Raw genomic sequence first — 25,218 nt, 5'->3', positions numbered from 1 at the left:
ATATAACTGGTAAAAGTGGTTTTGCCAGTTATAAATGGCGCAGGAAGTGCCATGGCCTACACGGTTCAACTGCTCGTCAACGCGCTGCCGCTCGCCGCGCTCTATGCGGCGCTTGCGTTTGGTTATGCGATCGCCTTTGCCATCACCAAGCGGGCGGACATCACCTATGGCGCTCTCTTCGCCTGCTCCGGGCATGTCTTTCTTCTCGTGTCCCACATGGCTTGGAACACTCTGTTCCTGACCTTTCCCGCAGCGCTCGGCCTCGGTGCCGGTGCCGCAATCTGTCTCGTGTCTGGTCTTGGTGTCCTCATCGGGTGGAGGATTGTCGCACCGCTGGCGAAGATCTCGCCCAACGCGCTGACGGTCGCTTCCCTTGGCCTGCTGCTGGTGCTGATGGAAGGGGCGCGGCTCGCCGCCGAGACGCGGGAGCTCTGGCTGCCGCCGTTCTGGAACGGACCGGTGGGCCTCGTGCCGGGTGTGGCGGTGACGCTGACCGTCCTGCAACTGGTAAACGCGGCCGTGCTCACCACGATGGTCGCGTCCGGCGCACTGTTCCTGCGCAGAAGCCGCTGGGGCCGATACTGGCGGGCGGTCTGTGAGGATCGGCTGGCGGCGGAATTCTGCGGCGTGCATGCGGCGGGCATCGCGGCCTCGGCCTATGGGCTGGCAGCCCTGTTTGCCGCCCTGTCCGGCATTCTCGCCACGGCCTATTACGGCACCATGGATTTCGGCGCCGGCCTCGTCTTCGGCCTCAAGGTCATCCTGATTTCCGCCGTCGGCGGTCATTACCACCCATTGAAGGCAGCCCTTGGTGCCGCGGCGATCGGGCTTGCAGAAACGCTCTGGAGCGGCTTCGGCCCTGTCGTCTGGCGCGACGTCGCCGTTCTTGGCGGGTTGGTGGCTCTGCTGGTCATGAGGCAGCAGGCGCGGGGTGTCGGCTGAGCGGCGCTAGCGCGGGATCCACCGGTCGCGGGCGCTGTCGTCCGCGTCCTTCGCCGGCACCCAGCCGCCGGAGGAGCCGTCCTTCGGATGTTCCTTTTTCCAGAAGGGGGCAGCGGTCTTCAGAAAATCCATGACGAAATTGGCACCGTCGAAGGCTGCCTGGCGGTGCGGCGAGGCGGCAATGACGAGCACGATGTTTTCGCCCGGCGCGATTTTGCCAAAGCGGTGAATGGCGGTCAGGCCCTGCAGCGCGAAGCGCTCGACCGCAAGCTCTGCGATGCGCCGCATTTCCGCTTCCGCCATACCGGGATAATGTTCGAGTTCCAGCGCATTTAAGCTTCCGCCTTCGTCACGGCAGAGACCGCTGAAGGTGACGACCGCGCCGATATCCGTCCGGCCCGCCACTAGCCAGTCGATCTCCGCCTGCAGGTCGAAATCCTCGCGCTGGACGCGGATGGTGGGGGAGGCTGTCACGGCTATCCGCCCGTCATCGGCGGAAAAATGCCGATCTCGCGGGCGCCGGCAATCGGCTCGTCTTGATCGACATGCTCCTGGTTCACCGCAACCCGGATCACCTCGGGATACTGCAGCGCGGCCTCATAGCCGTCGCCGAGCGTCTTCAGGTGGTTGAGCAGGTCGCGCGCGGTCACGACATGTGCGGGGAGGTCGATCTCTTCCTCCGGCTTGTCGATCCTCTCGCGCACCCAGGCGAAATAGACGAGCTTCACCTTCATTCTGCGTCCACCACGTGTTTGAGGCCGGCCTTGAAGTAGTCGTAGCCGGTGTAGATGGTCAGGATTGCCGCGAGCCAGAGAAGCGTGATGCCGAGCGCCGTCGTGTAGAGGCCGAACTTGTCACCCGCGGGGCCGGCCAGAAGGAAGGCGATGGACACCATCTGGATCGTCGTCTTCCACTTGGCGATGCGCGTCACCGGCACCGCCACCTTCAGCGCCGCCAGGTATTCGCGAAGCCCCGAAACGAGGATTTCCCGGCAGAGAATGGTGATGGCGGCCCAGAGCGACCAGCCGGCAATCGTACCATCGGCGGCCATCAGCAGCAGCACGGAGGCGACCAGCAGCTTGTCGGCGATCGGATCGAGCATCCGGCCGATATTCGAGGTCTGGTTCCAGATACGCGCCAGGTAACCGTCGAGATAGTCGGTGAGCGAGGCGACGATGAAGATGCCGAGCGCGGTCCACCGGGCGAAATCGGAACTCTGCAGCCGACCCTCGACAAAAAAGCAGGCGACCACGACCGGGACGGCCACGATTCGCGCGTAGGTCAGAAGGTTGGGAATGTTGTATGCGCGCGACGCCATGAGATACCTGCTACCTGATCTGTGCCCTTAGTTGATGTGTCGAGGCGGAAGCGTCAACTCCAATTGTGACCGAATTTGTCCCGCGACCAGGCTCATCCGGCCCGGTTCTCGTGAAAATGATTGTAGATTTGTTTTGCCACCGCTTCCGAAATGCCCTCGACGGCCATCAGATCGGTGACCCCGGCACGTGACACCGCCTTGGCGGTGCCGAAATGCTGCAACAGCGCCCGCTTGCGGCTCGGACCGATTCCGGAAATCTCGTCGAGCGGGTTTTTCACCATCTCCTTCTTGCGCCGTGCCCGGTGTGAGCCGATCGCAAAGCGGTGCGCCTCGTCGCGCAGGCGCTGGATGAAATAGAGAACCGGATCGCGCGGCGGCAGCGAAAAATCGCTGCGGCCATCGGCAAAGAATCGCTCGCGGCCCGCATCGCGGTCGACGCCCTTGGCAACGCCGATGGCGGTCACCACGTCGCGAATGCCGAGTTCGTCGAGGATGGCCCGCACCGCCGTCATCTGCCCCTGGCCGCCATCGATCAGAATCACGTCCGGCCAGGCGGGGAAGGGCTGGTCGGTGGCATCGTCCGGGCTCGCTTCGGTATTGGCCTGAGCGCTGCGGTCCGGCAGGCCTTCTTCCTTCAAGAGGCGCGAGAAACGGCGCGTCATCACCTCGCGCATCATGCCAAAGTCGTCGCCGGGGGTGATGTCGGTCGATTTGATGTTGAACTTGCGGTACTGCCCCTTCACGAAGCCTTCCGGCCCCGCCACCACCATGCCGCCCACCGCATTGGTGCCCATGATGTGCGAATTGTCGTAGATCTCGATGCGGCGGGGCACATAGGCAAGCCCAAAGGTCTCGGCAAAGCCCTTCAGCAGGCGTTCCTGCGAGGCGGTTTCCGCCAGCTTGCGGCCATGCGCCTCGCGGGCATTGGCAAGCACGTGATCGACCAGATCGCGCTTTTCGCCCCGCTGCGGCACCTGGATCGCCACTTTGTGTCCGGCCTTTTCGGAAAGCGCCTGGGCGAGCAGGTCCTGTTCCTCGACGGTCTCCGACAGCAGGATCTGCCGCGGCACCGGCTTGTCGTCGTAAAACTGCGCGAGGAAGGCGTTCAGCACCTCCGAACCCGTCAGCTGCGGATCAGCCTTCGGAAAGTAAGCCTGGTTGCCCCAGTTCTGCCCGGCGCGGAAGAAGAAGACCTGGATGCAGGTCAGCCCACCCTCGTGATGGATGGCGAAAACATCCGCCTCCTCGACGCCGGCCGGGTTGATGCCCTGGTGGCTCTGCACATGGGACAGCGCCGACAGCCGGTCGCGATAGACGGCGGCGCGCTCGAAATCGAGATCCTCGGAGGCTTCCGCCATCTGACGCGCAATCGCCGCCTTGACGTTCTGGCTGCGGCCGGAGAGGAAATCCTTCGCTTCGTTGACCAGCCCCGCATAATCCGCATCGGAAATCTCGTGCGTGCAGGGCCCGGAACAGCGCTTGATCTGGTAGAGCAGGCAGGGCCGCGTGCGCGCCTCGAACACGCTGTCGGTGCAGGTGCGCAGCAGGAAGGCGCGCTGTAGCGAGTTGATCGTGCGGCCGACGGCACTCGCCGAGGCGAAGGGGCCGAAATAATCGCCCTTGCGGGCGCGCGCGCCGCGATGCTTGTAGATGGCCGGCGCGCGGTGGTCACCCGTCACCATGATATAGGGAAAGCTCTTGTCGTCACGCAGCAGCACGTTGTAGCGCGGCCGCAGCCGCTTGATGAGGTTCGCTTCCAGCAGCAGCGCCTCGGTCTCCGTCCGCGTCGTGACGAATTCCATCTGCGTCGTCTCGCGCACCATCTTCGACAGGCGGTTGGAGTGGACGCGGCCTTGCGCATAGTTCGAGACGCGCTTCTTTAAACTGCGCGCCTTGCCGACATAGAGCACGTCTCCCGCTTCGTTGAACATGCGGTAGACACCCGGCGCATTCGGCAGGTGCTTGACGAATTCGGCGATGAGATCGGCCCCCTTCAGGCCGTTCTCGTTGGTCAGTCCGTGATTCCATTCGATACCGGCAACCGCGCGCGCGACATCGCTCTCCACCTGGAGGATGTCGTCGTCATCGTCGTCCGATTCGTCAAAAAGAACGCCGCCATCAGGCAGTTTCGTTCCATTCATTCAATAATCTCCGCCACATCCGGCGTTTCCCAGGCCAGGTGCTGGCCTCCATCGAGCGCAATCATTTGGCCCGTGATGGATGGAGTGTCAAAAAGAAATCGGATCGTCCGGCCGAATTCACAAGGGGCGGGGCCGCGCTTCAGGGGCACGCCGGCTACCTGCCGGTCGAAATCCGCCTGCGCCTGCCGCTCGCTCTTGAAGGAGGGGCCGGGGCCGATCGCGTTGACACGAACGCGCGGCGCATAGGCCTGCGCCAGCGTCTGCGTCGCCGTCCAAAGGGCCGCCTTTGACAGCGTGTAGGAATAGAAGGAGGGCGTCAGTTTCCAGACGCGCTGGTCGATGATGTTGACGATCAGACCCTCGCGATCGGCAGGCAGTTGCCGGAGCAGGGCCGCCGAGAGAATGGAAGGCGCCCGCACATGGATGCCGAAATGCCGGTCGAAGAGGTCCGGCGCGAAGGCGTCTGCCGTGTCCTTCTCGAAGATCGAGGCATTGTTGACGAGACCGATCAGCGGGCCGAGCTTTGCCGCCGCCCGGTCCACGAGACTGCCCACCTGTTCCGGATCGAGAAGATCGGCCTGGAATGCCGCGGCCGTCAGGCCTTCCCGGGTCAGCGACTCAGCGAGGGTTTCCGCCTCCTCCATCGAACGACCGGCATGAATGGCAACGGCATAACCATGGCGAGCTAGATCTTCCGTGATGGCGCGGCCCATCCGGCGCGCGCCGCCCGTGACCAGTACGGTGGGGGGAGAAGACACGATTTTCTGAATCCTTTGAACGGGATAAACATCAGGCAACTACATGATCATCCACTACGGCGGGATCAAGCCTGTGGATTGCCTGGACATTATCTTCTGCCATCACGGCGAAGTATTGAGTTTTCACGGATTGTTGACTAATATTACTCGAAATATACGCGGGAAACTATTTGGTAAGGTTAATAAAATCCATGTTGCCGCAAAGCAACATCAAAATTTAGCCGTCGCCGTGCCACAATCAATTCACAATTCGGTACTTTCAATTCCTCAATTGCCCACCAGATTTCCTCTCAACGCGCAGGGATCAAGCCGACGGCGTTGTCGGCAACAGACCTCCCGCACGGCCCTGAAAGGAGAATAAGTATGCGTACTCTCATTGCGAGCCTCTTGGTTTCGACCGCTTCTCTCGCCGCTGTCTCGGCTCACGCTGCAGACGCCGTCACCCAGATCCCGGAAGCTCCGGCTGCTGTTGAAACGGCCGCTCCGGTCGGCAACTGGTCCGGCTTCTATCTCGGTGGTTACGGCTCCCACGACTGGGGTCAGATCACCAAGGGCCCGTCGAAGCCGAGCGCTGACGGTTGGGGCGGTGGCGTCTATGGTGGTTACAACTTCCAGAGCGGCCAGATCGTCTACGGTGGTGAAGCAGACCTCGGCTACAACGACCAGAAGGGCACCGCCAACGGCATCACCGGCGAGCAGAAGCTCAACGGCTCGATCCGTGGCCGCGTCGGCTACGACCTGAACCCCTTCATGATCTACGGCACGGCCGGTCTCGCGATCGCTGACCAGGAACTGTCGAACGCTGCCGGCTCCGACAGCAAGACCGCTCTCGGCTACACGGTCGGTGCCGGTGTCGAAACCTTCGTCACCAACAACATCACCGCCCGCGTCGAATATCGCTACAGCGATTATCAGGACAAGAACTTCAATCTCGGCGGTACCAACGTATCGCGCGGCTTCGACGATCACTCCGTCAAGGTCGGTATCGGCGTCAAGTTCTGATCCGCGTATTCTGGATCGGACAAGGGCCGGGGGGAAACCTCCGGCCCTTTCTGTTTGGATCGTGAGGGACGGTCAGGCCACAGACTGTTTTGCGGTCAACTGGAAACCCAGAGATTTTAGCACCGCCAAAGTCGTCTCCAGCGTTGGATTGCCATTCTCGCTCAGCGAGCGATAAAGCTGTTCGCGTGCAAGACCGGTCTCTTTTGCGACCTTTGTCATGCCCTTCGCGCGCGCAACGGTACCGATGGCGCTTGCAATATGAGCCGAATCGCCGGTCTCGAAAGCGTCGGCGAGAAAGACTTCAATCGCTGCATCTGCCTTCAGCAGATCTGCCAGATCAAAATCACTGAAGCGTTCGGTCATCTTGCGTTCTCCAATCGGCGGCGATGCGTTTTGCCGTTTCAATGTCGCGCTGCTGGAATCCCTTGTCGCCGGCGCAGAGCAGGATGATGTAAACATCACCCTGCTGCTTGAGATAGATCCTGTAGCCGGGGCCATAGTGAATACGGAGTTCGCTGATCCCGTCTCCAATAGGGGCAATGTCTCCCATCAACCCCGACACCAACCGTTGCAGTCGCGCGGCAATGATCGCCTTGGCTCGCTCGTCACCGCGCTTGCGGAGCCACTTCTCGAACGTAGCTGACTGCTTCAGTTGTGGCATTGGTGTAGATGTAGTTTAAAAATCACATTTCGGCAAGGGCCTGGCTATCATGCGCTCGATTTCATCGCCTCAAACTCGGGAAAAAGGCGGGAGAATGTCTCCGGCCAGGCGGCAAGCTTGGGGCGGCCATCGGCCCACTGGCCGGCAAAGCGCAGGTCCAGGTAGCCGATGAGGGCTGCGAGCGCGAAGTGGCCGCCGTTCAGCTTCTTTTCGGTCTTCGGCAGGTTGTTTTCGAGATAGTCGAGGCCGCGCACCACTTTCGACCACTGCTTGTCGATCCACGGCTGGTGGACGATCTCTGCCGGGCGGAAGCGGCGCTCATACATGATGGCGAGCAGGCAATCGGTGATGCCGTCGCAGAGCGCCTCCATGACTTCCGCCTCGGTGCGCTTGTCGTCCTTCTTCGGATAGAGCTTGCCGCCGGATTCCCGGTCGAGGAAATGCATGATCGCGACACTGTCATAGATCGGCGCTTCGCCGTCGCGGATCAGCACCGGGATCTTGCCGAGCGGGTTGTTGTCGACGAGTTCCGCCGGTTCGGCATTGGTGTCGGTCTTTACCTCGTCAATGGCGATGCCGAGATGGCGGGCGGCCATGCGGCACTTGGCGGAATAGGGCGAGGCGGGGGAATAGAGCAGTTTCATCGGGTCATGTCCTGTGGTCTTCAAAAAGGTCAGCGTGGCGGCGGTACCGTCACGCGGTTGATCGTGCAGCCCTTGCGGTCCACCTCGGCGCAAGGGCGAAAGGAAAGGTCCTTCGTCAGGCAGATCCGCACCTCCTCCAGCCGGCTGCCCTCGCAACTGACGGCAATCGCCGTTTCCGGCATGGCGGGATTGGCGCGGATGAAACTCTGTTCGATCGCCTCAGCGGAGAGCGTCTGCGGCTGGGCGACATGGGAAAAGTCCGGCGGCAGGGTGATCTTGGCCGCCGCCTCGCGGGTTTTGGCGAGGTATTCGGCCTGGCTGAGGCCGGAGCAGCTGCCGTGTTTGCGCCACTGGTGGCCGATCAGGCCCATCGAGGGCATGATGTCGAAATAATTCCGACCGAGCGAGTCCGGCACCCGGCGCGGTTCCTTCGTGGTGCAGAATTCCGGATACCCCTTGTCGTTCTGCGGCCAGAGGCCGTGCACGATGAAGGAGAATTTCTTCTCCGTGCCGCACTGCTCCGGGCTATCCTTGCCCCGGCTGCTGGCACAGAAGGTGGGCGACCAGGACAGCGAGAGGACGTAGAAATCGAACCGCCCGGGCGTCTTCTCCTGCGCAGAGACAGGGCTGCCGATGAGCGAAGCCGTCAAAAGGCCCAGGGCAAGGCCGGCACGAAGCGGACGCAGGGTCATGAAAGGGCCTCCTCCAAATCGGATGAGACCATGGCGCAGGTGCTTGAACCGGTCAAGCGGGCAGCCAGCGGTCGGCCCCATAGGACGACCATGCAAGCCTTCAGAGGTCGCTGCCGGTCATTTCGCCGCGCAGCCAGAAGGTGCGGGTGGAGGCAAACCGGTCCTGCGCCAGCACATCCTTGAGAACCGGGAGAACGCGGTGCAACTCGTCCTTCAGCGTGAAGGGCGGGTTGACGATGATGAGGCCGGAGCCAGAGAGGCCCGTCGCATCCCGGTCGCTCTTCACCGACAGTTCCGTGCACAGCATTTTCGGGATCTCCGCCTCCTGCAGCGCCTCATGGAACTCCTTGATCGGCGCGCCCTTTTTGATCGGATACCAGAGACAATAAGTGCCGCCCGGAAAACGCCGCCAGGCTGTGACGAGCCCCTTCACCAGCCGCTCGTATTCGCCCTCGATCTCGAAAGGCGGATCGACCAGCACGATGCCGCGCTTTTCCTTCGGCGGCAGATGCGCGCCGAGCGACAGCCAGCCATCGAGTTCGGTGACGCGCACCTGGAAATCGCCCTCGAACAGCCGCGACAGGCGAAGGTAATCGTCCGGATGCAGTTCCATCGCCGCCAGCCGGTCCTGCGGACGAAACAGCATGCGGGCAAGCTTTGGCGAGCCGGGATAGCGGGTGACGTCGCCCTTGGGGTTCAGTTCGCGCACGGCATCGAGATAGGGCGCCAGAATGGCAGCAGACTGCGGGTCGAGATCGGCAGACAGAAGGCGTCCGATCCCGTCGCGCCATTCGCCGGTCTTCTGCGCCTCCTCGGAGGAGAGGTCGTAGAGCCCGATGCCGGCATGGGTATCAAGCACCCGGAACGCCTTGTCCTTCTTCTGCATGTAGCGGATCAGCAGGCAGAGCACGGCGTGCTTCAGGACATCGGCAAAATTGCCGGCATGGTAGATGTGCCGATAGTTCATGAACGGGACTTCTGGCTCTCTTGAATTGATGTGATGCATCGCGAAAGCGTCTTTCTGCGACGTCTCGCATGTCCTATAGGAAAGCCATGAACCTTGCGACCCCGATCTCCCTGAAAAACGCCTCTGGCGTCACCACCGGCCACACGGTCTGCCCGCATGACTGTCCCTCCGCCTGCGCGCTGGATGTGGACCTGACGGCGGACGGAAAGATTGGCCGTGTCCGCGGCGCCAATGCCAACACCTATACCGCCGGCGTCATCTGCGCCAAGGTCGCCCGCTATGCCGAGCGGCTCTACCATCCTGAGCGTCTTCTGACGCCGAAGCGGCGGATCGGAGCGAAAGGCGAGGGCGCCTGGCAGGAGATCTCCTGGGACGCCGCCCTCGACGAGATCGCGAACGCCTTCGTCAAGGCCGAAGCCGCACATGGCGCCGAGGCGATCTGGCCGTATTTCTACGCCGGCACCATGGGGCAGGTGCAGCGCGATTCGATCGAGCGCCTGCGCCACGCCAAGCGCTATTCCGGCTTCTTCGGGTCCATCTGCACCAACATGGCCTGGACCGGCTACGTGCTGGGCACCGGCGCGCTGCGTGGCCCCGATCCGCGCGAGATGGCGAAGTCCGATTGCATCGTCATCTGGGGCACGAACCCGGTCGCCACCCAGGTCAACGTGATGACCCATGCGGTGAAGGCGCGCAAGGAGCGGGGCGCCAAGATCGTCGTCGTCGACATCTACGACAGCCCGACGATGAAGCAGGCCGATATCAAGGTGATCCTGAAGCCCGGCACCGATGCAGCCCTTGCCTGCGCCATCATGCATATCGCCTTCCGCGACGGGTATGCCGACCGGGCCTATATGGCAAAATTCGCCGATGATCCGGCAGGTCTCGAGGCGCATCTGAAAACGAAGACGCCGGACTGGGCGTCCGCCATCACCGGCCTCTCCGTCGAAGAGATCGAGACGCTCGCACGCCTCGTCGGCACGACGAAGAAGACCTTCTTCCGGTTGGGTTACGGCTTTACCCGCCAGCGCAACGGCACGGTCGCCATGCATGCGGCGCTCTCCATCGCCACCGTGCTTGGCTCCTGGCAGTATGAAGGCGGCGGCGCCTTCCACAACAATGGCGAACTCTTCCGGCTCGACAAGCGCGAACTGATGGGCACCGCCTACATGGATCCCGACGTGCGCATGCTCGACCAGTCGCAGATCGGTCGCGTGCTGACCGGCGATCCGGTGGCGCTGCGCCAGCGCGGCCCGGTGACGGCGCTTCTCATCCAGAACACCAATCCGATGAACATTGCGCCGGAACAGCGGCTGGTGCGGAAGGGCTTTCTGCGCGATGACCTGTTCGTCGCGGTGCACGAGCATTTCATGACCGATACGGCGAAGGTCGCCGATATCGTTCTGCCGGCCACCATGTTCGTTGAGCATGACGATCTCTACCGCGCCGGCGGGCAGAACCACATCCTGCTCGGCCCGAAACTGGTCGAGCCACCGGACACCGTGCGCACCAATCTCTTCGTCGTCGAGGAACTGGCAAAGCGTCTCGGCGTCGATCATTACCCGGGCTTCGGTCTTTCGGAGCGCGAACATATCGACCGCATGCTGCTGCCGAACGGTTACCCCGGCTACGAGCAACTGCGAATCGACAAATGGATCGACTGCCAGCCCGGCTTCGAAGACTCGCATTACCTGAACGGTTTTGGCTATCCGGACGGCAAATTCCGCTTCAAGCCTGATTGGGCAAACGGCCCGTCCCCCAACAAGACGCCCGCCAGCATCGGCCCGCTCGGCCCGCATGCGGAACTTCCGACTTTCCCGGATCAGGTGGATGTCATCGAGCTGGCGGATGAGGAACACCCATTCCGGCTGGCGACCTCGCCGGCGCGCAATTTTCTGAACTCCACCTTTGCCGAGACAAAAACCTCGCGGGAAAAGGAAGGGCGGCCCGAGGTGATGGTGCATCCGGACGATTCTGTGGCCTACGGTCTTGAAGATGGAGCGGTCGTGCAGATCGGCAACCGGCGAGGGAACTTGCGCATTCACGTCAAGATCGCGGCCACCGCACGACGGGGCGTGCTGATCGCAGAAGGGCTCTGGCCAAACGGCGCGCATCTCGATGGCGAGGGCATCAATGTTCTGACCGGTGCCGATCCGGTGGCGCCCTATGGCGGGGCCGCCGTGCACGACAACCGGGTCTGGATGAAGAAAGCAGAAGCATGAGTGCGGAAAAGCGGGCCAACATTGCCATCGTTGAGGAGAAGCTTCTTTCCGACAACTGGTACCACCTGCACCGGGTCACCTTCGACTACACCGACAGCAAGGGCCATACTGAGCGCATGCACCGCGAGGTCTATGATCGCGGCAATGGCGCGACCATCCTGCTCTATGATCCGAAGCGCGATGTCGTGGTGCTGGTGCGCCAGTTCCGCATGCCGGCCTACAAGAACGGCCATCACGGCTATCTCATCGAGACGCCGGCCGGCCTGCTCGACGGCAACCAGCCGGAAGAGGCGATCCGCCGCGAGGCGATCGAAGAAACCGGCTATCAGGTGCGTGACGTGCGCTTCCTGTTCAAGTGCTTCATGTCGCCGGGTGCCGTTACCGAGATCATCCACTTCTTTGCGGCGGTCATCGATACCTCCGACCGTGTTGCCGAAGGCGGCGGGCTAGAGGAGGAACACGAGGATATCGAGGTTCTCGAAGTTGCCTTGCCACAAGCCCTCGCGATGATTGAAAGCGGCGAGATCTGCGACGGCAAGACGATCATGCTGCTGCAATGGGCGGCGCTGAACCGGGCGACGCTCGGCTGATCCTTCATTCCAAGCGCTAACCGAGTCTCGCGATCTTCCCGCAGATCGCCCTTGAATGTCTCGTCAATATACATTATCATATAATATATATTGATCGCGGAGACGATGCGCGCATGGACCTGTCTGAGATGGAACCGGCACACGGGATGAGCCCGAAAGCCATGGAGGAGCGCGCCACCGAAGTGGCCGGACACCTCAAGGTTCTGGCGCATCCGGTCCGTCTGATGCTCGCCTGCACGCTGGTCGAAGGCGAATTTTCGGTCGGTGAACTGGAGGAAAAGCTCGACGTGCACCAGCCGACGCTGTCGCAGCAGCTCACGGTGCTGCGCGAGGCGGGCATCGTCGATACCCGCCGCGAGGGCAAGCAGATCTTCTATGCCCTGACCGAGGCCAAGACCGCACAACTGATCGGCGCGCTGTTCGCCATCTTCTGTTCCGAGGACAAATCCTTATGAGTACCTACCTGCCATCCCTTGCCGGCGGCCTGCTGATTGGCCTCTCGGCTATTTCCTACCTGATCCTGACCGGACGCATCGCCGGCATCAGCGGCATTGTAGGGCGTCTTGCCGAGGGTTCTCTGCCGTGGCTGAACGGCGCCTTCGTGCTCGGGCTCGTTCTCGGGCCGCTCGTTTACCTGGCCGTCACCGGCGCCTGGCCTCAAGTGACGATCACCGCCAGCCTGCCGCTCGCCGTCGTCGCCGGGCTGCTGGTCGGCATTGGCTCTCGCATGGGGTCGGGCTGCACCAGTGGCCACGGCGTGCTCGGCCTCGCACGTCTGTCGCCGCGGTCCATGGTCGCCGTCGTCACCTTCCTGACGGCCGGCATCGTCACCGTCACCATCCTGAGAGGGAGCCTCTGATGAACCGTTTCGCGCAACCGCTCGCCGCACTCGTCTGCGGCACCCTGTTCGGCTTTGGCCTCGCCTTGTCCGGCATGCTCGATCCGGCCCGTGTGCAGGGGTTTCTCGATCTCTTCGGCGCATGGGACCCGAGCCTGATCTTCGTCCTCGGCGGTGCCGTCATGGTCGCCATGGCCGGCATGCTGCTGGTGAAGCGAATGAGACAACCGGTCTTCGGTGAGGTCTTCCACATCCCGACGAACCGCCGCATCGATCTGCCGCTGGTGCTGGGCTCGGCGGTCTTCGGCATCGGCTGGGGGCTCGGCGGTTTCTGCCCCGGTCCGGCGCTGTCGGCGCTCTCCATGGGGTATCTGACGCCTTTGGTCTTCGTCATCGCCATGGTCGCCGGCATGGTCTTCCATGACCGCGTGCTGGCCGGTCGGATCTGACGGGAAAAGGGTCAGGCGCTGATGAGCATCTCGTCGGCGCCGACCACGGCTGCGTCCCGCTCGACCTTGCCATCGGCGCCCATGCGCACGCGGCCTTCGGCCACCAGCTTGAGGGCCAGCGGATAGCTCTTGTGCTCCACCGTCAGTACCCGCGCGGCAAGGCTGTCTGCGGTATCGCCGGGCAGGACCGGAACGACGGACTGGGCGATCGAGGGGCCTTCATCCATGCCTTCGGTGACGAAATGCACGGTGCAGCCGGCCACCCGCACGCCGGCATCGAGCGCCCGCTGATGCGTGTGCAGGCCGGGAAACAGCGGCAGCAGCGACGGATGGATGTTGAGGATGCGCCCCTCGTAGGGCCGGATGAACTCTGCCGACAGGAGCCGCATGTAGCCGGCAAGGCAGACGAGATCCGGCTTCCACTCGGCAAGGGCGGAAAGAACCGCCGCCTCATGCTCGGCTTTGCTGGCAAACGCCTTGCGCTCCAGGGCGACGGTCGGAATGCCGCGCGCCGCAGCCTTCGCAAGGCCGCCGGCGGTCGCCTTGTCGGAGAGCACGCCGACGATCTCGGCCGGAAATTCCGGGGAGGCGCAGGCATCCGCCAGCGCCACCATATTGGAGCCGCTGCCGGAAATCAGAACGACGACGCGCTTCCGGGCCGTGATCATAGAGCCAGCGTGCCCTTGTAGACGGTGCCGGCCGCGCCTTCGGCACGGGTAACGATCCGGCCGAGCGGCACCACGACTTCGCCTTCCGCCGAGAGAATCTCGGTCACTGCAGCAACATTGGCAGCGGAGACGACGGCGATCATGCCGACACCGCAGTTGAAGGTGCGCAGCATTTCATGGGCTGCGACGCCGCCGGTCTTGGCAAGCCAGGAGAAGACGGGCGGGACGGGAATGCTGTCGAGATCGATTTCGGCGGCCAGATTGTCCGGCAGCACGCGCGGAATGTTGTCCGGGAAGCCGCCGCCGGTGATGTGGGCGAGCGCCTTGATGCCGCCGGTGGCGCGGATCGCCTTCAGCAGCGGCTTCACATAGATGCGGGTCGGGGTGAGCAGGGCTTCGCCGAGCGTCTTGCCCTCGGCGAACGGGGCAGGGGCGTCCCAGTCGAGCCCGGAGAGTGTTACGATCTTGCGCACCAGCGAAAAGCCGTTGGAATGCACGCCGGAGGAGGTGAGGCCGAGGATGACGTCGCCATCCATCAGGTCGCCGGTCGGCAGCAATTGGCCGCGTTCGGCGGCACCCACGGCAAAGCCCGCGAGGTCGTAGTCGCCATCGGAATACATGCCGGGCATTTCGGCGGTCTCGCCGCCGATCAGCGCGCAGCCGGCCTGGCGGCAGCCATCGGCAATGCCGAGAACGATCGCCGCACCCTGTTCCGGATCGAGCTTGCCGGTGGCGAAATAGTCGAGGAAGAACAAGGGCTCGGCGCCCTGCACCACGAGGTCGTTGACGCACATGGCGACGAGGTCGATGCCGACGGTGTCGTGCCGGTTGGCGTCGATGGCGATCTTGAGCTTGGTGCCGACGCCGTCATTGGCCGCCACCAGCACCGGATCGGTGAAACCGGCCGCCTTCAGGTCGAACAGGCCGCCGAAGCCGCCGATCTCGCCATCGGCGCCGGGGCGGCGGGTGGAGCGCACGGCGGGCTTGATCTTTTCCACCATCAGGTTCCCGGCGTCGATATCGACGCCCGCATCGCTGTAGGTGAGACCGTTCTTGCCCGTATCGCTCATTGCCCGTCTCCGCATGTGCTGGAAGCATGTCCTGGAAGAAGCGTCGCCATTGCACGGAGTGTCGCCGGATGCAAGGGTCGAGCGTCACGAGCCCCGGTTTTCCAAGGTCATCCGGTGAATTTCGGCAAAATGCGGCTCTGCCTTGACCTTGTCGTGAAGCTACGCCATCCCTGTTTGCACTGCCACAGAGAACGGGGAAGCGGGATGGCCTATCACATCAGCGGTGCACGGCTCAGGCGCTACGTGCTCTTCTGGCTCGGCGCGCTCGCTTTGTTCATCGCGTTTCTGCTCGCCTTCCGCACCATTCTTCTGCCCTTTGTGGCCGGCATGGCGCTCGCCTATTTCCTGGATCCGGTGGCCGACTGGCTGGAGCGGCGCGGCCTGTCGCGGCTCATGGCGACCGTCGTCATCCTGGTCGGCTTCGTGCTGATGTTTGCGATCGCGCTGATGATCGTCATCCCGCTGATCATCAGCCAGTTCGCCGATTTTGCGCAGATCCTGCCGCAATATATCACGCAGTTGCAGCAACTGATCGCAAGCCCGGAAAACTCCTTCCTGCCGCACTGGATCGTCACTCAGATCCAGACGGCCAAGGAGAATTTCTCAAGCCTGATGAGCGAGGGCGCCGGCTTCCTCGGCGGGCTGCTGAACCAGCTGTGGAATTCGGGAAAAACCATCGTCGATGTCATCTCGCTCCTCATCATTACCCCGGTCGTCGCCTTTTATATCCTGCTCGACTGGGACCGTATGGTCGCCAAGGTCGACAGCTGGATCCCACGCGACCAGGTCACGACGATCCGCCAGCTGGCGCGGGAGATGGACGATGCGGTCTCCGGCTTCATCCGCGGCCAGGGCTCGCTCTGCCTGATCCTCGGCATTTATTACGCGGTGGGCCTGTCCATTGTGGGGCTGAATTTTGGCCTGTTGATCGGTTTCGTCGCCGGCATGATCAGCTTCATTCCCTATATCGGATCGCTGGTCGGGCTGGTGCTCGCCGTCGGTGTCGCCTTGATGCAGTTCTGGCCGGAATATCCCTGGATCATTGCGGTGATGTGCGTGTTCTTTTCTGGCCAGTTCATCGAGGGCAACATCCTGCAGCCGAAGCTCGTCGGCTCCAGCGTCGGCCTGCACCCGGTCTGGCTGATGTTTGCGCTGCTGGCGTTTGGCGCGATGTTCGGTTTCGTCGGGCTGCTGATCGCCGTTCCGGCGGCAGCCGTCGTCGGCGTGCTTGTCCGTTTCGCCATCTCGCGGTATCTTCAGAGCGATATTTATTACGGCCATTCCGCCGCGCTGCCTTGGGATGACAGGGCGGATGTCGAGGCGAAGGCTCTCAATCAACCTCCGACGCAAGATTGAATGACTGAGACGCTAGACAGACAGAAGCGTCAGCGTGCCGAGCAATTGCCGCTCGCGCTGACTCATGATGCCGCGACCGGCCGCGACGACCTGCTCGTCGCGCCGCAACTGAGCGCGGCCGTTGCCATGATCGATGCCTGGCCGGCCTGGCGGGCGCCCGTGGTGATCCTGACCGGGCCGGCGGGCTGTGGAAAATCGCATCTCGCCCATATCTGGCAGGACAAGGCCGGCGCCACCCCGATCCATCCCCTGGCAGGCGCGGCGGCTGCCACCGCTGCCGCTGCGGGTCCCGTGCTGTTCGAGGATGCCGATCGCGCCGGCTTTGACGAAAACGCGCTTTTCCACGTCATCAACAGCGTGCGCGAAAACGGGCATACCTTCCTGATGACGGCGAGGCTCTGGCCGATGTCCTGGCCGGTCACGCTGCCCGATCTGCGTTCGCGCCTGAAGGCGGCGACCGTCATCGAAATCGGCGAACCGGACGAGGATCTGCTCGGCCAGGTGATCATCAAGCTGTTTGCCGATCGCCAGCTTCATATCGATGACCGTATTGTTGCCTATATCGTCGCCCGTATGGAGCGATCGATGGAAGCGGCGCAGGGCGTGGTCGAGCAGCTCGACCGGCTGGCGCTGGCGCGGGGCACGCGCATCACGCGCGCGCTCGCCGCCGAGGTGCTGCAAAGCTTTGCCGGCGAGGCGGGCGGCGATTGACTGTCACAGTTGCGTCGTTGAAAAAGGTTACGGGCCAACGGGATGGCCGGCGTCGCTTCGATTGCCGGTTCCCGTCGAACAATGGGGGATGACGATGGATCAGATGTCGGAAGCGCAGGATAGGCCGGTGGAGGCTGCCGCCCATCAGGATGCCATCGACCTTCTGGAGAGCCCGGATCGTTTCATCAATCGTGAATTTTCCTGGTTGCAGTTCAATCGCCGCGTTCTGGAAGAAACGCTGAACACGGATCATCCGCTTCTGGAGCGCGTGCGCTTCCTGTCCATCTCGGCGGCCAATCTCGACGAATTCTTCATGGTGCGCGTCGCGGGGCTCGAAGGCCAGGTCCGCCAGGGCATCGTCGTGCGCAGCCCGGACGGCAAGACGCCGGCCGAACAATTGGACGAGATCCTCAAGGAGATCGACAACCTGCAGATGGAACAGCAGGCCTCGCTTGCCGTGCTGCAGCAGTATCTCGCACGCGAGGATATCCTGATCGTGCGCCCGTCGGCTTTGTCGGACGAGGACCGCAACTGGCTGGCGAGCGACTTCGAGGACAACCTGTTCCCGATCCTGACGCCGCTCTCCATCGATCCGGCCCATCCGTTCCCGTTCATTCCGAACCTCGGCTTTTCGATGGGCCTGCAGCTCGACAGCAAGAGCGGCCGCGAGCCGATGACCGGGCTTCTGCGCCTGCCGCCGACGCTCGACCGCTTCATCCGCCTGCCGGATGAAGGTGCGATCATCCGCTACATCACGCTGGAAGACGTGGTGTCGATGTTCATCGACCGCCTGTTTCCCGGTTACGAGGTGAAGGGGGCGGGCACCTTCCGCATCATCCGCGACAGCGATATCGAAGTCGAGGAAGAGGCCGAAGATCTGGTGCGCTTCTTCGAGACGGCGCTGAAGCGCCGCCGCCGCGGCAAGGTCATCCGCATCGAGACCGACTCCGAAATGCCGGCGTCGCTGCGCCAGTTCGTCGTGCAGGAACTCGGCGTGCCGGACAATCGCGTCGCGGTTCTGCCGGGTCTTCTGGCCCTCAACACGCTGTCCGAAATCGCCAAGGCGCCGCGCGACGACCTGCGTTTCGAACCCTACAACGCCCGATTTCCGGAGCGCGTCCGCGAACACGCCGGCGATTGTCTTGCCGCGATCCGCGAAAAGGACATGGTGGTTCATCACCCCTATGAGAGCTTTGACGTGGTGGTGCAGTTCCTGCTCCAGGCGGCACGCGATCCGGATGTTCTGGCGATCAAGCAGACGCTCTACCGCACCTCGAACGACAGCCCGATCGTCCGGGCGCTGATCGATGCGGCGGAGATGGGCAAGTCGGTGACGGCCCTCGTCGAACTCAAGGCCCGCTTCGATGAAGAGGCGAACATCCGCTGGGCCCGCGACCTGGAACGCGCCGGCGTGCAGGTCGTCTTCGGCTTCATCGAGCTCAAGACCCACGCCAAGATGTCGATGGTGGTGCGCCGCGAGGATGGCAAGCTTCGCACCTACTGCCACCTCGGCACCGGCAACTACCACCCGGTGACGGCGAAGATCTATACCGATCTCTCCTTCTTCACCTGCAACCCGACCATCGCCCACGACATGGCGAATGTCTTCAACTTCATCACCGGTTATGGCGAGCCGGAAGCCAGCATGAAGCTTGCGGTGTCTCCCTATACGCTGCGCTCACGCATCCTGCGCCACATCGAGGAAGAGCTCGGACACGCCAAGGCCGGGCGGCTGGCGGCCATCTGGATGAAGATGAACTCGCTGGTCGATCCGGAGATCATCGATGCGCTCTACCGCGCCAGCCGGGCAGGGGTGGAGATCGATCTCGTGGTGCGTGGCATCTGCTGCCTGCGCCCGCAGGTTCCGGGTCTTTCCGACAATATCCGCGTCAAGTCGATCGTCGGCCGCTTCCTCGAACACAGCCGCATCTTCTGCTTCGGCAACGGCCAGGGCCTGCCCTCGGAAAAGGCGCTGGTCTATATCGGTTCCGCCGACATGATGCCGCGCAATCTCGACCGGCGTGTCGAAACGCTGGTGCCGCTCCTGAACCCGACGGTGCATGAACAGGTGCTGTCGCAGATCATGCTGGGCAACCTGATTGACAACCAGCAGAGCTACGAGATATTGCCCGATGGAACGTCGCGCCGCTTGGAAGTTCGCCCCGGTGAGGAACCTTTCAATGCGCAGCAGTATTTCATGACAAACCCCAGCCTGTCCGGTCGCGGGGAAGCGTTGAAGTCGAGTGCGCCGAAACTGATTGCGGGTCTGATCTCCGCACGCAAGAAATAGTGACGTATGGTACGATCTGAAGCTCAGGGGCGTCTCCCCGGAAGCGCTCCTGTTTCCGTAGTGGACATCGGTTCGAACTCCGTTCGCGTGGTGATCTACGAGGATCTCTCCCGCTCGCCGACAATTCTGTTCAACGAGAAGGTCCTGTGCGGTCTGGGCAAGGGCCTGGGCTCCAGCGGACGGATGGACGAAGAGGCGGTCAACCGTGCCTTGAGCGCACTGCGCCGCTTCCGCGCGCTCTCCGACCAGGCGCGCGCCACCCGCATCTTCGTGCTCGCCACGGCGGCGGCCCGCGAAGCCTCGAACGGTCCGGCCTTCATTGAGGCCGCTGAAGAGATCCTCGGCCAGCCGGTGCAGGTTCTGTCCGGCGAACAGGAAGCCTATTATTCTGCGCTCGGCGTGATCAGCGGCTTCAATGGCGTGAACGGCATTGCTGGTGACCTGGGTGGCGGATCGCTGGAACTCATCGATATCCGCGACGAGGATTTCGGCAAGGGCATCACGCTGCCGCTCGGCGGTCTGCGGCTCTCAGAAATTTCCGGCAATTCGCTGCAGAAGGCGCGCAGTTTCGCCCGTGCGCAGGTGAAGAATGTCGGTTTCCTCGAAAAGGGGGAGGGGCGCGTCTTTTATGCGGTCGGCGGCACCTGGCGCAACATTGCCAAGCTGCACATGGAAATCACCCAGTATCCGCTGCACATGATGCAAGGGTACGAACTGCAGCTCAACGAGATGCTGAACTTCCTCGAACAGGTGGTTCTCTCGAAGGATTCCAAGGACCCGGCCTGGCAGTCGGTCTCCAAGAACCGCCGCGCGCTGCTGCCCTTCGGCGCCGTGGCCATGCAGGAAGTGCTGTCGGTCATGAAGCCGGCGCGCGTGGTGTTTTCTGCCCAGGGCGTGCGGGAAGGCTATCTCTACTCGCAGCTTCCGCCGGAGGAACAGCAGAAGGACCCGCTGCTTCTCGCCGCAGACCAGCTGGCGATCCTCCGCGCCCGCTCGCCGGAACATGCGCGCGAACTGGCGGAATGGACCGGTCGCATGGTGCCGATGTTCGGTATCGACGAGACCGACGAAGAGGGCCGCTATCGGCGCGCCGCCTGCCTGCTGGCCGATATCAGCTGGCGCGCCCATCCGGATTACCGCGGGCTGCAGGCGCTGAACCTGATCGCCCACTCGTCGCTCGTCGGCATCACCCATCCGGGCCGCGCCTATCTGGCGCTTGCCAATTACTACCGCTTCGAGGGGCTGCATGACGATGGCGCGACGGGACCGCTGTCGCAGATTGCCACGCCGCGCCTCCTGTCGCTCGCCAAGCTGCTCGGCGGGCTGCTGCGCGTCGTCTACCTGTTCTCGGCCTCGATGCCGGGTGTCGTGAACCACCTCTACTTCCGGCGCTCGAACAATCCGGATCTGGATCTCGATCTCGTCGTGCCGCATGAATATGCGAATTTTTCGGGCGAGCGGCTGGACGGGCGCCTGCAGCAGCTTTCGAAACTGACCGGCAAGCGGCTCGCTTTCGTGTTCGAATAATGGGAAGCGCGCGTCGTGGCAGAGCGTCACGACGCCAGAGGCAGCGACGGTTTCTCCGATGCCGTTCGCCGCAGCGACAGCACGCTCAGCGGTTCGTCGCGTCCCTTCACCGCATGCGCACCCTGCGGTTCGGCCTCGACTCCCTCCGGCAATGTCAGACGGGCAAACAGGTCCTGCGAAATCAGATGCGGCTGCTTGAGGCTCTTGCACAGGGTCTCGATGCGGGCGGTGGTGTTCACCACATCGCCGAAATAGGTGATTTTGTGATGGAAGACGCCGATCTCGGCAGTCACGATCGGTCCGCCATGCAGCGCCGCCGAAAGCTGTGGCACGATGCCGAACTGTTTCTGCCACCAGTCGCGGTCCCGTTCGATGTCGTCCAGGACATCGTAGAGGCAGCGGATGCAGCGCCCCCGGTCGATCCCTTCCTTCATCGGCCAGGTGACGATGACGCAGTCGCCGACATAATCATCGATCTCGCCATGATGCTTGCGCACATGCGGCGCAAGGCTGGCAAAGACTTCCCCAAGGAATTCCTGGGCGCGCAGGTCGCCGTATCGGCGGGCGAAGGCGGTGGAGCCCACCACGTCCATGAACAGGAAAACCCGTTCCTCCTCGATCGGACGGCGGTAACGTCCGGTCACCAGGCTGAGGAAGGCGCGCCGCCCCAGAAGCTGACGAACGCGGATGATGGTGATGCCGGCCAGGAAGAAAACGAGCGTATAGAGAAAGGCCGGCGGCCGCAGCACGAGCAACTGCTTCCATCCGGCATCGACGAGCCCGGTGAGCTTGATGAACACCCCTGCCGCGGCAAAACCGAGACCGGAGAGAACGAAATAGATGGCAAGGCTGGTCAGGAAATAGGCGGGCGTCGAAAACCGCCGGACCCGTTCCAGAAGATCGGGCATCAACTTGCCGCTTTCGAACAGGATCAGCGGCAGACTGCAGGCGAGCGCATAGATGGAGCCGATGTAGAAGGCGCCTTCCGCCTCGAAGACAAGCATGTAGAGCACGCCGGTAAAGGCGATGAAGCCGCACAGCAACGTCCAGCGCAAACCGGAATAGACAGGTCGGCTTCTGAGGGCGATCCTCTGGGTCAGGGCCATGATCTTCCGTTAAGGCTCCCCGCGTTGAGGATCATCGGCATTCGCAGCGTATTGCAACCATACGATCTCTCAGGCGCCGTGCAAGAGGAGCCGGTAGCGATCAGGCGTCATCGAGCGCGAGCGCTGCAAAGCTCGCCAGCCAGTGTTCGCCCATGTAATCACCGGCGACGTGGGGCAGGGCGGACTGAAGATGCGTGGCCGCTGCCGCCTCGAGAGCCGCACGCAGCGGATCGTCCGGCGAAAGCGATGCCGCAAGCGCCCGGAAGCACCAGGCCCGGCTGAGGTTCAGGCCGTCCAGATGGGCGATCTTGCCGTCCGACCGGTCGGAGACGGTGGCGGGGGAAAAGAGAGTTGCCGGCTGCGCATCTGCCAGGCGGGGTAGGAAGCACCGGAACCAGGGGGCGAAATCGTCAGCCTTCAGCAGGCGACGCATGCATTCCGCCTCGATCAGCGCCGAAGAGAGAAACTCATCGCCGGACGGCTCGCCCCAGGCCGGGCAATCCATGTCGTCGCCATACCAGCGCAGCGCGGTGTCCCGCAGCAGTGCCATCAGGGCCGCATCGCCCGTCGTCTCGGCATAATCGGCCGCCAGCCGCAGCGCAAAGGCGGTGTTGAAATGCGTGCCGACCCGGACCGGATAGGTGGCAATCGGCAGGAACTGGCTGAAGCGGTCGGCAATCACGTCTGTCAGTGGCTGCAGCACCGTCGCAAACCGGCCATCCTCCAGCCCGTGCAGTTCGGCGGCAAGCTTCAGCAGCCACCCCCAGCCATAGGGGCGCTCATAGCCGCGGGCGAGAGGGCGGGCGAAATAGGCACATTCGCCGGCCACGGCCTCGGCGGTCAGTTGAGCGTCGAACAGAGCGCGAATCTCTGCCGCGTGCTGACCGTCCGGATACCGCCTCAGGATACGCGCCAGAAGCCAATAGCCATGCACGCAGGAATGCCAGTCGAAGCTGCCGTAGAAGATCGGATGCAGCTCACGCGGCGTGCCGCGATCCCCGGGACCGGCAAAGCCGTGCGCGAGGTGATTGGGATATTCGCGGGTAACGTGGCCAAGCGCGATGGCGGCAAACTGGTCGGCAAGCGCGGGGCCGAGGCTCACAGCTCCACCGTCTCCACCTTCTTGTCGATGAAGCGCAGCGCCACCGTGCCGGAAATCAGCTTCAGGGCCGGTTCGCCGAACAATTCACGTCGCCAGCCGGAAAGCGCCGGCACTTCGGCTGCCTCTCCATCGACGGCGATCTTGTCGAGGTCGTCGCTGTTGGCGATCACCTTGGCGGCAACCCCATGTTTTTCGGAAATCAGCCGCAGCAGCACCTTGAGGAGTTCGACGGCGGACTGAGCGCCTTCGGGCGTATGCACGTGTTTCGGCGCATGCGGCATCTCGGCCTTCGGCAGAGCGAGCGCGGCGTTCACGGTGTCAAGGATCGCCGAAGCCGACGAGGAGCGCTCCCAGCCCTTCGGAATGGTGCGCAGGCGGCCGAGCGCTTCGGAATCCTTCGGCTGCTGCTGGGCGATTTCGAAGATCGCATCGTCCTTCAGCACACGCGAACGCGGCACGTTGCGGCTGCGGGCTTCCCGCTCGCGCCAGGCGGCGAGGAATTTCAGCACCGCAAGTTCCTGCGGCTTGCGCAGGCGCGATTTCAACCTCAGCCAGGCATCGTCCGGATGCATGTCATAGGTTTCCGGGCTTTCCAGGATCGCCATTTCCTCAGCAACCCAGGTCGTCCGACCTTCGCTTTCCAGCTTCTCCTTGAGGCTGAGATAGACGTCGCGCAGATGCGTGACGTCGGCCATCGCATAATCCAGCTGCTTGTCCGACAAGGGACGGCGGCTCCAGTCGGTGAAGCGCGAGGACTTGTCGATCTGCACGTTCTTCGTGCGCTGGACGAGCTGGTCATAGGAGATCGAATCGCCGAAGCCGCAGACCATCGCAGCCACCTGCGTGTCGAAGATCGGGTGCGGGATCAGCTTGCCGAGATGGTAGATGATTTCCAGATCCTGGCGCGCGGCGTGGAACACCTTGAGGACGGAGCTATCCGCCATCAGCGCAAAGAAAGGCTGGAGATCCAGGCCCTTGGCCATGGGGTCGACAATGACTTCAAGGTCCGGGCTTGCCATCTGGATGAGGCAGAGTTCCGGCCAGAAGGTCGTTTCCCGAAGAAATTCGGTATCGACGGTCACGAAGTCGGATTGGGCGAGTTTGGCACAGGCATCCGCGAGAGCGGCAGTCGTTTGAATGATCAGCATCGGTCGTTCGGCAAAAAAGATCGTTCAACCTTCCTTTCCCTTTCACCTGCGGATGTCAACACAAACGCGGCACCGATTACGCGTTCGGCGGGATATTCTCCGATTTATTGTTGTCCGCACCCTGTCTCGTGCGCGCTCCACGAAGGGCGGCGATGTTGTCCCGGTGGACCCGCTCATAGGGTTCGAAATAGGAGATCCAGCCTTCCGAAAGTTCCTCCCACAGGAAAGCGGAGAGCGGCCGCTCCGGCAGGTCGGGCTCATCAATCTGCCGCGAGAGCCGGTGCAGATAGCGACGGTTCGCTTCGATGAGGCCAACATCGTAGCCGCCGCCGGCAATGCGATCGTCGGCACCATGATTGGGCAGGATGCGCCGGATCGGCAGTTCGGACAGCCGCCCGAGTTCCTGGATGTGGACCCCGATATTCTCCGGCTCCGAGACGTAGGTGATCGTGTCCTCCAGCGTATCGCCCGCCAGAAGCAGGCCTTCGCCGGGCAGCCAGACGACCGTCCCGTCGGCGCTGTGGATGTTGAACTGCAAAAGCTCGATACGCCGGGTGCCGTAGGCAATCGATAGCCGCCCGTCAAACAGCCGGTTGGGCAGCACGAGCGGATGGATCGGCGGGCTCTTCTGCGCAAGCAGCCGGTCATTCTCCACCATGACGAGCGCCGTCTGCGGATTGGCGATGATCATGCAATCGGAAAACACCGCATTGCCGGCGATGTGGTCGGTATGCCAGTGGCTGAGCACCACCTCGATGTCGCTGACCCCGATCGCGGCGAGATGGGCGCGGATGAAGCGCGCGTGGTCGAGGCTGATATGCGTATCGTAGACCAGCGCCTGGCGCCCGCAGACGATCGCGTAGCTCGCAATGCCGAGCGAATAGGCGCCGTCGTCCAGCCAGTTCCGCTCCGGCGAATGCAGGCGTTTGCCCGGAATGCGGCCGTCATAATAGGCAAAGATCCCGGGTGCCGGCTCCAGGATGCGAAGTGTGTCCGTCAGCGTGGTCGAAGTCACA

28 protein-coding genes are annotated in these 25,218 nt (G+C 62.9%); 12 read left to right on the top strand and 16 right to left on the bottom strand.

Annotation, left to right across the window (positions count from 1 at the left end):
* Positions 1-51 precede the first annotated feature (51 nt).
* Complete coding sequence (locus G6N78_RS17010) at positions 52-942, top strand: branched-chain amino acid ABC transporter permease (RefSeq protein WP_165220651.1); 891 nt, start codon at positions 52-54, stop codon at positions 940-942.
* 6 nt (positions 943-948) lie between these two features.
* On the opposite strand, the gene G6N78_RS17005 is transcribed toward G6N78_RS17010, so the two are convergent.
* From G6N78_RS17005 to G6N78_RS16985, 5 genes are all read right to left on the bottom strand, one after another.
* Positions 949-1,416, bottom strand: coding sequence for a molybdenum cofactor biosynthesis protein MoaE (locus tag G6N78_RS17005; protein WP_165220648.1), 468 nt, complete (start codon positions 1,414-1,416; stop codon positions 949-951).
* A 2-nt stretch (positions 1,417-1,418) separates the two neighbouring features.
* Positions 1,419-1,676: a molybdopterin converting factor subunit 1 gene (gene moaD, locus G6N78_RS17000; RefSeq protein WP_165220645.1), complete on the bottom strand. Its 258-nt coding sequence runs from the start codon at positions 1,674-1,676 to the stop codon at positions 1,419-1,421.
* Entirely contained in the window at positions 1,673-2,260 is a 588-nt protein-coding gene (pgsA, locus tag G6N78_RS16995) for a CDP-diacylglycerol--glycerol-3-phosphate 3-phosphatidyltransferase (protein WP_165220642.1), read from the bottom strand. Before pgsA ends, moaD begins: the two co-directional genes overlap by 4 nt.
* 92 nt (positions 2,261-2,352) lie before the next feature.
* Positions 2,353-4,401 carry an excinuclease ABC subunit UvrC gene (gene uvrC, locus G6N78_RS16990; RefSeq protein WP_165220639.1) on the bottom strand — a complete coding sequence of 683 codons (2,049 nt, stop codon included), beginning with the start codon at positions 4,399-4,401 and terminating at the stop codon, positions 2,353-2,355.
* Positions 4,398-5,114, bottom strand: coding sequence for an SDR family oxidoreductase (locus G6N78_RS16985; RefSeq protein ID WP_165221922.1), 717 nt, complete (start codon positions 5,112-5,114; stop codon positions 4,398-4,400). Before G6N78_RS16985 ends, uvrC begins: the two co-directional genes overlap by 4 nt.
* Before the next feature lie 88 nt (positions 5,115-5,202).
* On the opposite strand from G6N78_RS16985, the gene G6N78_RS16980 reads away from it, so the two are divergent.
* Entirely contained in the window at positions 5,203-5,520 is a 318-nt protein-coding gene (locus G6N78_RS16980; RefSeq protein WP_165220636.1) for a hypothetical protein, read from the top strand.
* Positions 5,521-5,522: 2 nt separating this feature from the next.
* Positions 5,523-6,161 (top strand): outer membrane protein, encoded by a 639-nt coding sequence (locus G6N78_RS16975; RefSeq protein ID WP_165220633.1) that lies wholly within the window; start codon positions 5,523-5,525, stop codon positions 6,159-6,161.
* Between the two features lie 72 nt (positions 6,162-6,233).
* Here G6N78_RS16975 and G6N78_RS16970 read toward each other — a convergent pair whose 3' ends face one another.
* From G6N78_RS16970 to G6N78_RS16950, 5 genes are all read right to left on the bottom strand, one after another.
* Positions 6,234-6,524, bottom strand: a complete 291-nt coding sequence (locus G6N78_RS16970; protein ID WP_165220631.1) for an addiction module antidote protein — start codon at positions 6,522-6,524, stop codon at positions 6,234-6,236.
* Positions 6,505-6,822: a type II toxin-antitoxin system RelE/ParE family toxin gene (locus G6N78_RS16965; protein ID WP_165220629.1), complete on the bottom strand. Its 318-nt coding sequence runs from the start codon at positions 6,820-6,822 to the stop codon at positions 6,505-6,507. Before G6N78_RS16965 ends, G6N78_RS16970 begins: the two co-directional genes overlap by 20 nt.
* A gap of 47 nt (positions 6,823-6,869) precedes the next feature.
* Entirely contained in the window at positions 6,870-7,466 is a 597-nt protein-coding gene (locus G6N78_RS16960; RefSeq protein ID WP_165220627.1) for a glutathione S-transferase, read from the bottom strand.
* 29 nt (positions 7,467-7,495) lie between these two features.
* Entirely contained in the window at positions 7,496-8,158 is a 663-nt protein-coding gene (locus G6N78_RS16955; RefSeq protein WP_206531580.1) for a ribonuclease T2 family protein, read from the bottom strand.
* A gap of 100 nt (positions 8,159-8,258) precedes the next feature.
* Complete coding sequence (locus G6N78_RS16950; protein WP_165220623.1) at positions 8,259-9,125, bottom strand: 23S rRNA (adenine(2030)-N(6))-methyltransferase RlmJ; 867 nt, start codon at positions 9,123-9,125, stop codon at positions 8,259-8,261.
* A gap of 86 nt (positions 9,126-9,211) precedes the next feature.
* Here G6N78_RS16950 and G6N78_RS16945 point away from each other — a divergent pair, with 86 nt between their 5' ends.
* The 5 genes from G6N78_RS16945 to G6N78_RS16925 all read left to right on the top strand — a co-directional run bounded on the left by G6N78_RS16945 (position 9,212) and on the right by G6N78_RS16925 (position 13,224).
* Positions 9,212-11,347: a molybdopterin-containing oxidoreductase family protein gene (locus tag G6N78_RS16945; RefSeq protein ID WP_165220621.1), complete on the top strand. Its 2,136-nt coding sequence runs from the start codon at positions 9,212-9,214 to the stop codon at positions 11,345-11,347.
* Positions 11,344-11,937 (top strand): NUDIX domain-containing protein, encoded by a 594-nt coding sequence (locus G6N78_RS16940; protein WP_165220619.1) that lies wholly within the window; start codon positions 11,344-11,346, stop codon positions 11,935-11,937. The genes G6N78_RS16945 and G6N78_RS16940 overlap by 4 nt, the downstream gene beginning before the upstream one ends.
* A 113-nt stretch (positions 11,938-12,050) precedes the next feature.
* Entirely contained in the window at positions 12,051-12,392 is a 342-nt protein-coding gene (gene bigR / locus G6N78_RS16935; RefSeq protein WP_165220617.1) for a sulfite-sensing transcriptional repressor BigR, read from the top strand.
* Positions 12,389-12,796, top strand: a complete 408-nt coding sequence (locus G6N78_RS16930) for a YeeE/YedE family protein (protein WP_165220614.1) — start codon at positions 12,389-12,391, stop codon at positions 12,794-12,796. The genes bigR and G6N78_RS16930 overlap by 4 nt, the downstream gene beginning before the upstream one ends.
* Positions 12,796-13,224, top strand: a complete 429-nt coding sequence (locus G6N78_RS16925) for a YeeE/YedE family protein (protein ID WP_165220611.1) — start codon at positions 12,796-12,798, stop codon at positions 13,222-13,224. Before G6N78_RS16930 ends, G6N78_RS16925 begins: the two co-directional genes overlap by 1 nt.
* Positions 13,225-13,235: 11 nt before the next feature.
* Here the strand turns inward: G6N78_RS16925 and purN are convergent, their stop codons facing one another.
* A complete protein-coding gene (purN, locus tag G6N78_RS16920; protein WP_165220609.1) occupies positions 13,236-13,892 on the bottom strand; it encodes a phosphoribosylglycinamide formyltransferase in 657 nt (218 codons plus the stop codon).
* Positions 13,889-14,962 carry a phosphoribosylformylglycinamidine cyclo-ligase gene (purM, locus tag G6N78_RS16915; protein WP_165220607.1) on the bottom strand — a complete coding sequence of 358 codons (1,074 nt, stop codon included), beginning with the start codon at positions 14,960-14,962 and terminating at the stop codon, positions 13,889-13,891. Before purM ends, purN begins: the two co-directional genes overlap by 4 nt.
* Before the next feature lie 204 nt (positions 14,963-15,166).
* On the opposite strand from purM, the gene G6N78_RS16910 reads away from it, so the two are divergent.
* The 4 genes from G6N78_RS16910 to ppx all read left to right on the top strand — a co-directional run bounded on the left by G6N78_RS16910 (position 15,167) and on the right by ppx (position 20,846).
* The gene (locus G6N78_RS16910; RefSeq protein ID WP_165220605.1) at positions 15,167-16,318 is read left to right on the top strand and encodes an AI-2E family transporter; all 1,152 of its coding nucleotides are present in this window, start codon (positions 15,167-15,169) and stop codon (positions 16,316-16,318) included.
* Entirely contained in the window at positions 16,319-17,029 is a 711-nt protein-coding gene (hdaA, locus tag G6N78_RS16905) for a DnaA regulatory inactivator HdaA (RefSeq protein WP_165220603.1), read from the top strand.
* A gap of 103 nt (positions 17,030-17,132) precedes the next feature.
* The gene (locus tag G6N78_RS16900; RefSeq protein ID WP_370691528.1) at positions 17,133-19,319 is read left to right on the top strand and encodes an RNA degradosome polyphosphate kinase; all 2,187 of its coding nucleotides are present in this window, start codon (positions 17,133-17,135) and stop codon (positions 19,317-19,319) included.
* Positions 19,320-19,325: 6 nt separating this feature from the next.
* The gene (gene ppx / locus G6N78_RS16895) at positions 19,326-20,846 is read left to right on the top strand and encodes an exopolyphosphatase (RefSeq protein WP_165220601.1); all 1,521 of its coding nucleotides are present in this window, start codon (positions 19,326-19,328) and stop codon (positions 20,844-20,846) included.
* Between the two features lie 26 nt (positions 20,847-20,872).
* On the opposite strand, the gene G6N78_RS16890 is transcribed toward ppx, so the two are convergent.
* From G6N78_RS16890 to G6N78_RS16875, 4 genes are all read right to left on the bottom strand, one after another.
* Positions 20,873-21,952: an adenylate/guanylate cyclase domain-containing protein gene (locus G6N78_RS16890; protein ID WP_165220599.1), complete on the bottom strand. Its 1,080-nt coding sequence runs from the start codon at positions 21,950-21,952 to the stop codon at positions 20,873-20,875.
* Positions 21,953-22,052: 100 nt separating this feature from the next.
* Entirely contained in the window at positions 22,053-23,054 is a 1,002-nt protein-coding gene (locus tag G6N78_RS16885) for a DUF2891 domain-containing protein (protein WP_165220597.1), read from the bottom strand.
* Positions 23,051-24,196: a ribonuclease D gene (gene rnd, locus G6N78_RS16880; protein WP_165221917.1), complete on the bottom strand. Its 1,146-nt coding sequence runs from the start codon at positions 24,194-24,196 to the stop codon at positions 23,051-23,053. The genes G6N78_RS16885 and rnd overlap by 4 nt, the downstream gene beginning before the upstream one ends.
* 82 nt (positions 24,197-24,278) lie before the next feature.
* Entirely contained in the window at positions 24,279-25,217 is a 939-nt protein-coding gene (locus G6N78_RS16875; protein WP_206531579.1) for an MBL fold metallo-hydrolase, read from the bottom strand.
* Between the last annotated feature and the right edge of the window lies 1 nt (position 25,218).

This window comes from Allorhizobium pseudoryzae (assembly GCF_011046245.1).
Taxonomy (GTDB): domain Bacteria; phylum Pseudomonadota; class Alphaproteobacteria; order Rhizobiales; family Rhizobiaceae; genus Neorhizobium; species Neorhizobium pseudoryzae.
This window is presented reverse-complemented; position numbering and strand designations above follow the sequence as displayed.

Bases quoted from the DNA above. Each gene is read 5' to 3' on its own strand.
- G6N78_RS17010 (WP_165220651.1), top strand. From the start codon at position 52: ATGGCCTACACGGTTCAACTGCTCGTCAACGCGCTGCCGCTCGCCGCG.
- moaD (WP_165220645.1), bottom strand. From the start codon at position 1,676: ATGAAGGTGAAGCTCGTCTATTTCGCCTGGGTGCGCGAGAGGATCGAC.
- pgsA (WP_165220642.1), bottom strand. From the start codon at position 2,260: ATGGCGTCGCGCGCATACAACATTCCCAACCTTCTGACCTACGCGCGA.
- uvrC (WP_165220639.1), bottom strand. From the start codon at position 4,401: ATGAATGGAACGAAACTGCCTGATGGCGGCGTTCTTTTTGACGAATCG.
- G6N78_RS16985 (WP_165221922.1), bottom strand. From the start codon at position 5,114: ATGGGCCGCGCCATCACGGAAGATCTAGCTCGCCATGGTTATGCCGTT.
- G6N78_RS16980 (WP_165220636.1), top strand. From the start codon at position 5,203: ATGATCATCCACTACGGCGGGATCAAGCCTGTGGATTGCCTGGACATT.
- G6N78_RS16975 (WP_165220633.1), top strand. From the start codon at position 5,523: ATGCGTACTCTCATTGCGAGCCTCTTGGTTTCGACCGCTTCTCTCGCC.
- G6N78_RS16970 (WP_165220631.1), bottom strand. From the start codon at position 6,524: ATGACCGAACGCTTCAGTGATTTTGATCTGGCAGATCTGCTGAAGGCA.
- G6N78_RS16965 (WP_165220629.1), bottom strand. From the start codon at position 6,822: ATGCCACAACTGAAGCAGTCAGCTACGTTCGAGAAGTGGCTCCGCAAG.
- G6N78_RS16960 (WP_165220627.1), bottom strand. From the start codon at position 7,466: ATGAAACTGCTCTATTCCCCCGCCTCGCCCTATTCCGCCAAGTGCCGC.
- G6N78_RS16955 (WP_206531580.1), bottom strand. From the start codon at position 8,158: ATGACCCTGCGTCCGCTTCGTGCCGGCCTTGCCCTGGGCCTTTTGACG.
- G6N78_RS16950 (WP_165220623.1), bottom strand. From the start codon at position 9,125: ATGAACTATCGGCACATCTACCATGCCGGCAATTTTGCCGATGTCCTG.
- G6N78_RS16945 (WP_165220621.1), top strand. From the start codon at position 9,212: ATGAACCTTGCGACCCCGATCTCCCTGAAAAACGCCTCTGGCGTCACC.
- G6N78_RS16940 (WP_165220619.1), top strand. From the start codon at position 11,344: ATGAGTGCGGAAAAGCGGGCCAACATTGCCATCGTTGAGGAGAAGCTT.
- bigR (WP_165220617.1), top strand. From the start codon at position 12,051: ATGGACCTGTCTGAGATGGAACCGGCACACGGGATGAGCCCGAAAGCC.
- G6N78_RS16930 (WP_165220614.1), top strand. From the start codon at position 12,389: ATGAGTACCTACCTGCCATCCCTTGCCGGCGGCCTGCTGATTGGCCTC.
- G6N78_RS16925 (WP_165220611.1), top strand. From the start codon at position 12,796: ATGAACCGTTTCGCGCAACCGCTCGCCGCACTCGTCTGCGGCACCCTG.
- purN (WP_165220609.1), bottom strand. From the start codon at position 13,892: ATGATCACGGCCCGGAAGCGCGTCGTCGTTCTGATTTCCGGCAGCGGC.
- purM (WP_165220607.1), bottom strand. From the start codon at position 14,962: ATGAGCGATACGGGCAAGAACGGTCTCACCTACAGCGATGCGGGCGTC.
- G6N78_RS16910 (WP_165220605.1), top strand. From the start codon at position 15,167: ATGGCCTATCACATCAGCGGTGCACGGCTCAGGCGCTACGTGCTCTTC.
- hdaA (WP_165220603.1), top strand. From the start codon at position 16,319: ATGACTGAGACGCTAGACAGACAGAAGCGTCAGCGTGCCGAGCAATTG.
- G6N78_RS16900 (WP_370691528.1), top strand. From the start codon at position 17,133: ATGTCGGAAGCGCAGGATAGGCCGGTGGAGGCTGCCGCCCATCAGGAT.
- ppx (WP_165220601.1), top strand. From the start codon at position 19,326: ATGGTACGATCTGAAGCTCAGGGGCGTCTCCCCGGAAGCGCTCCTGTT.
- G6N78_RS16890 (WP_165220599.1), bottom strand. From the start codon at position 21,952: ATGGCCCTGACCCAGAGGATCGCCCTCAGAAGCCGACCTGTCTATTCC.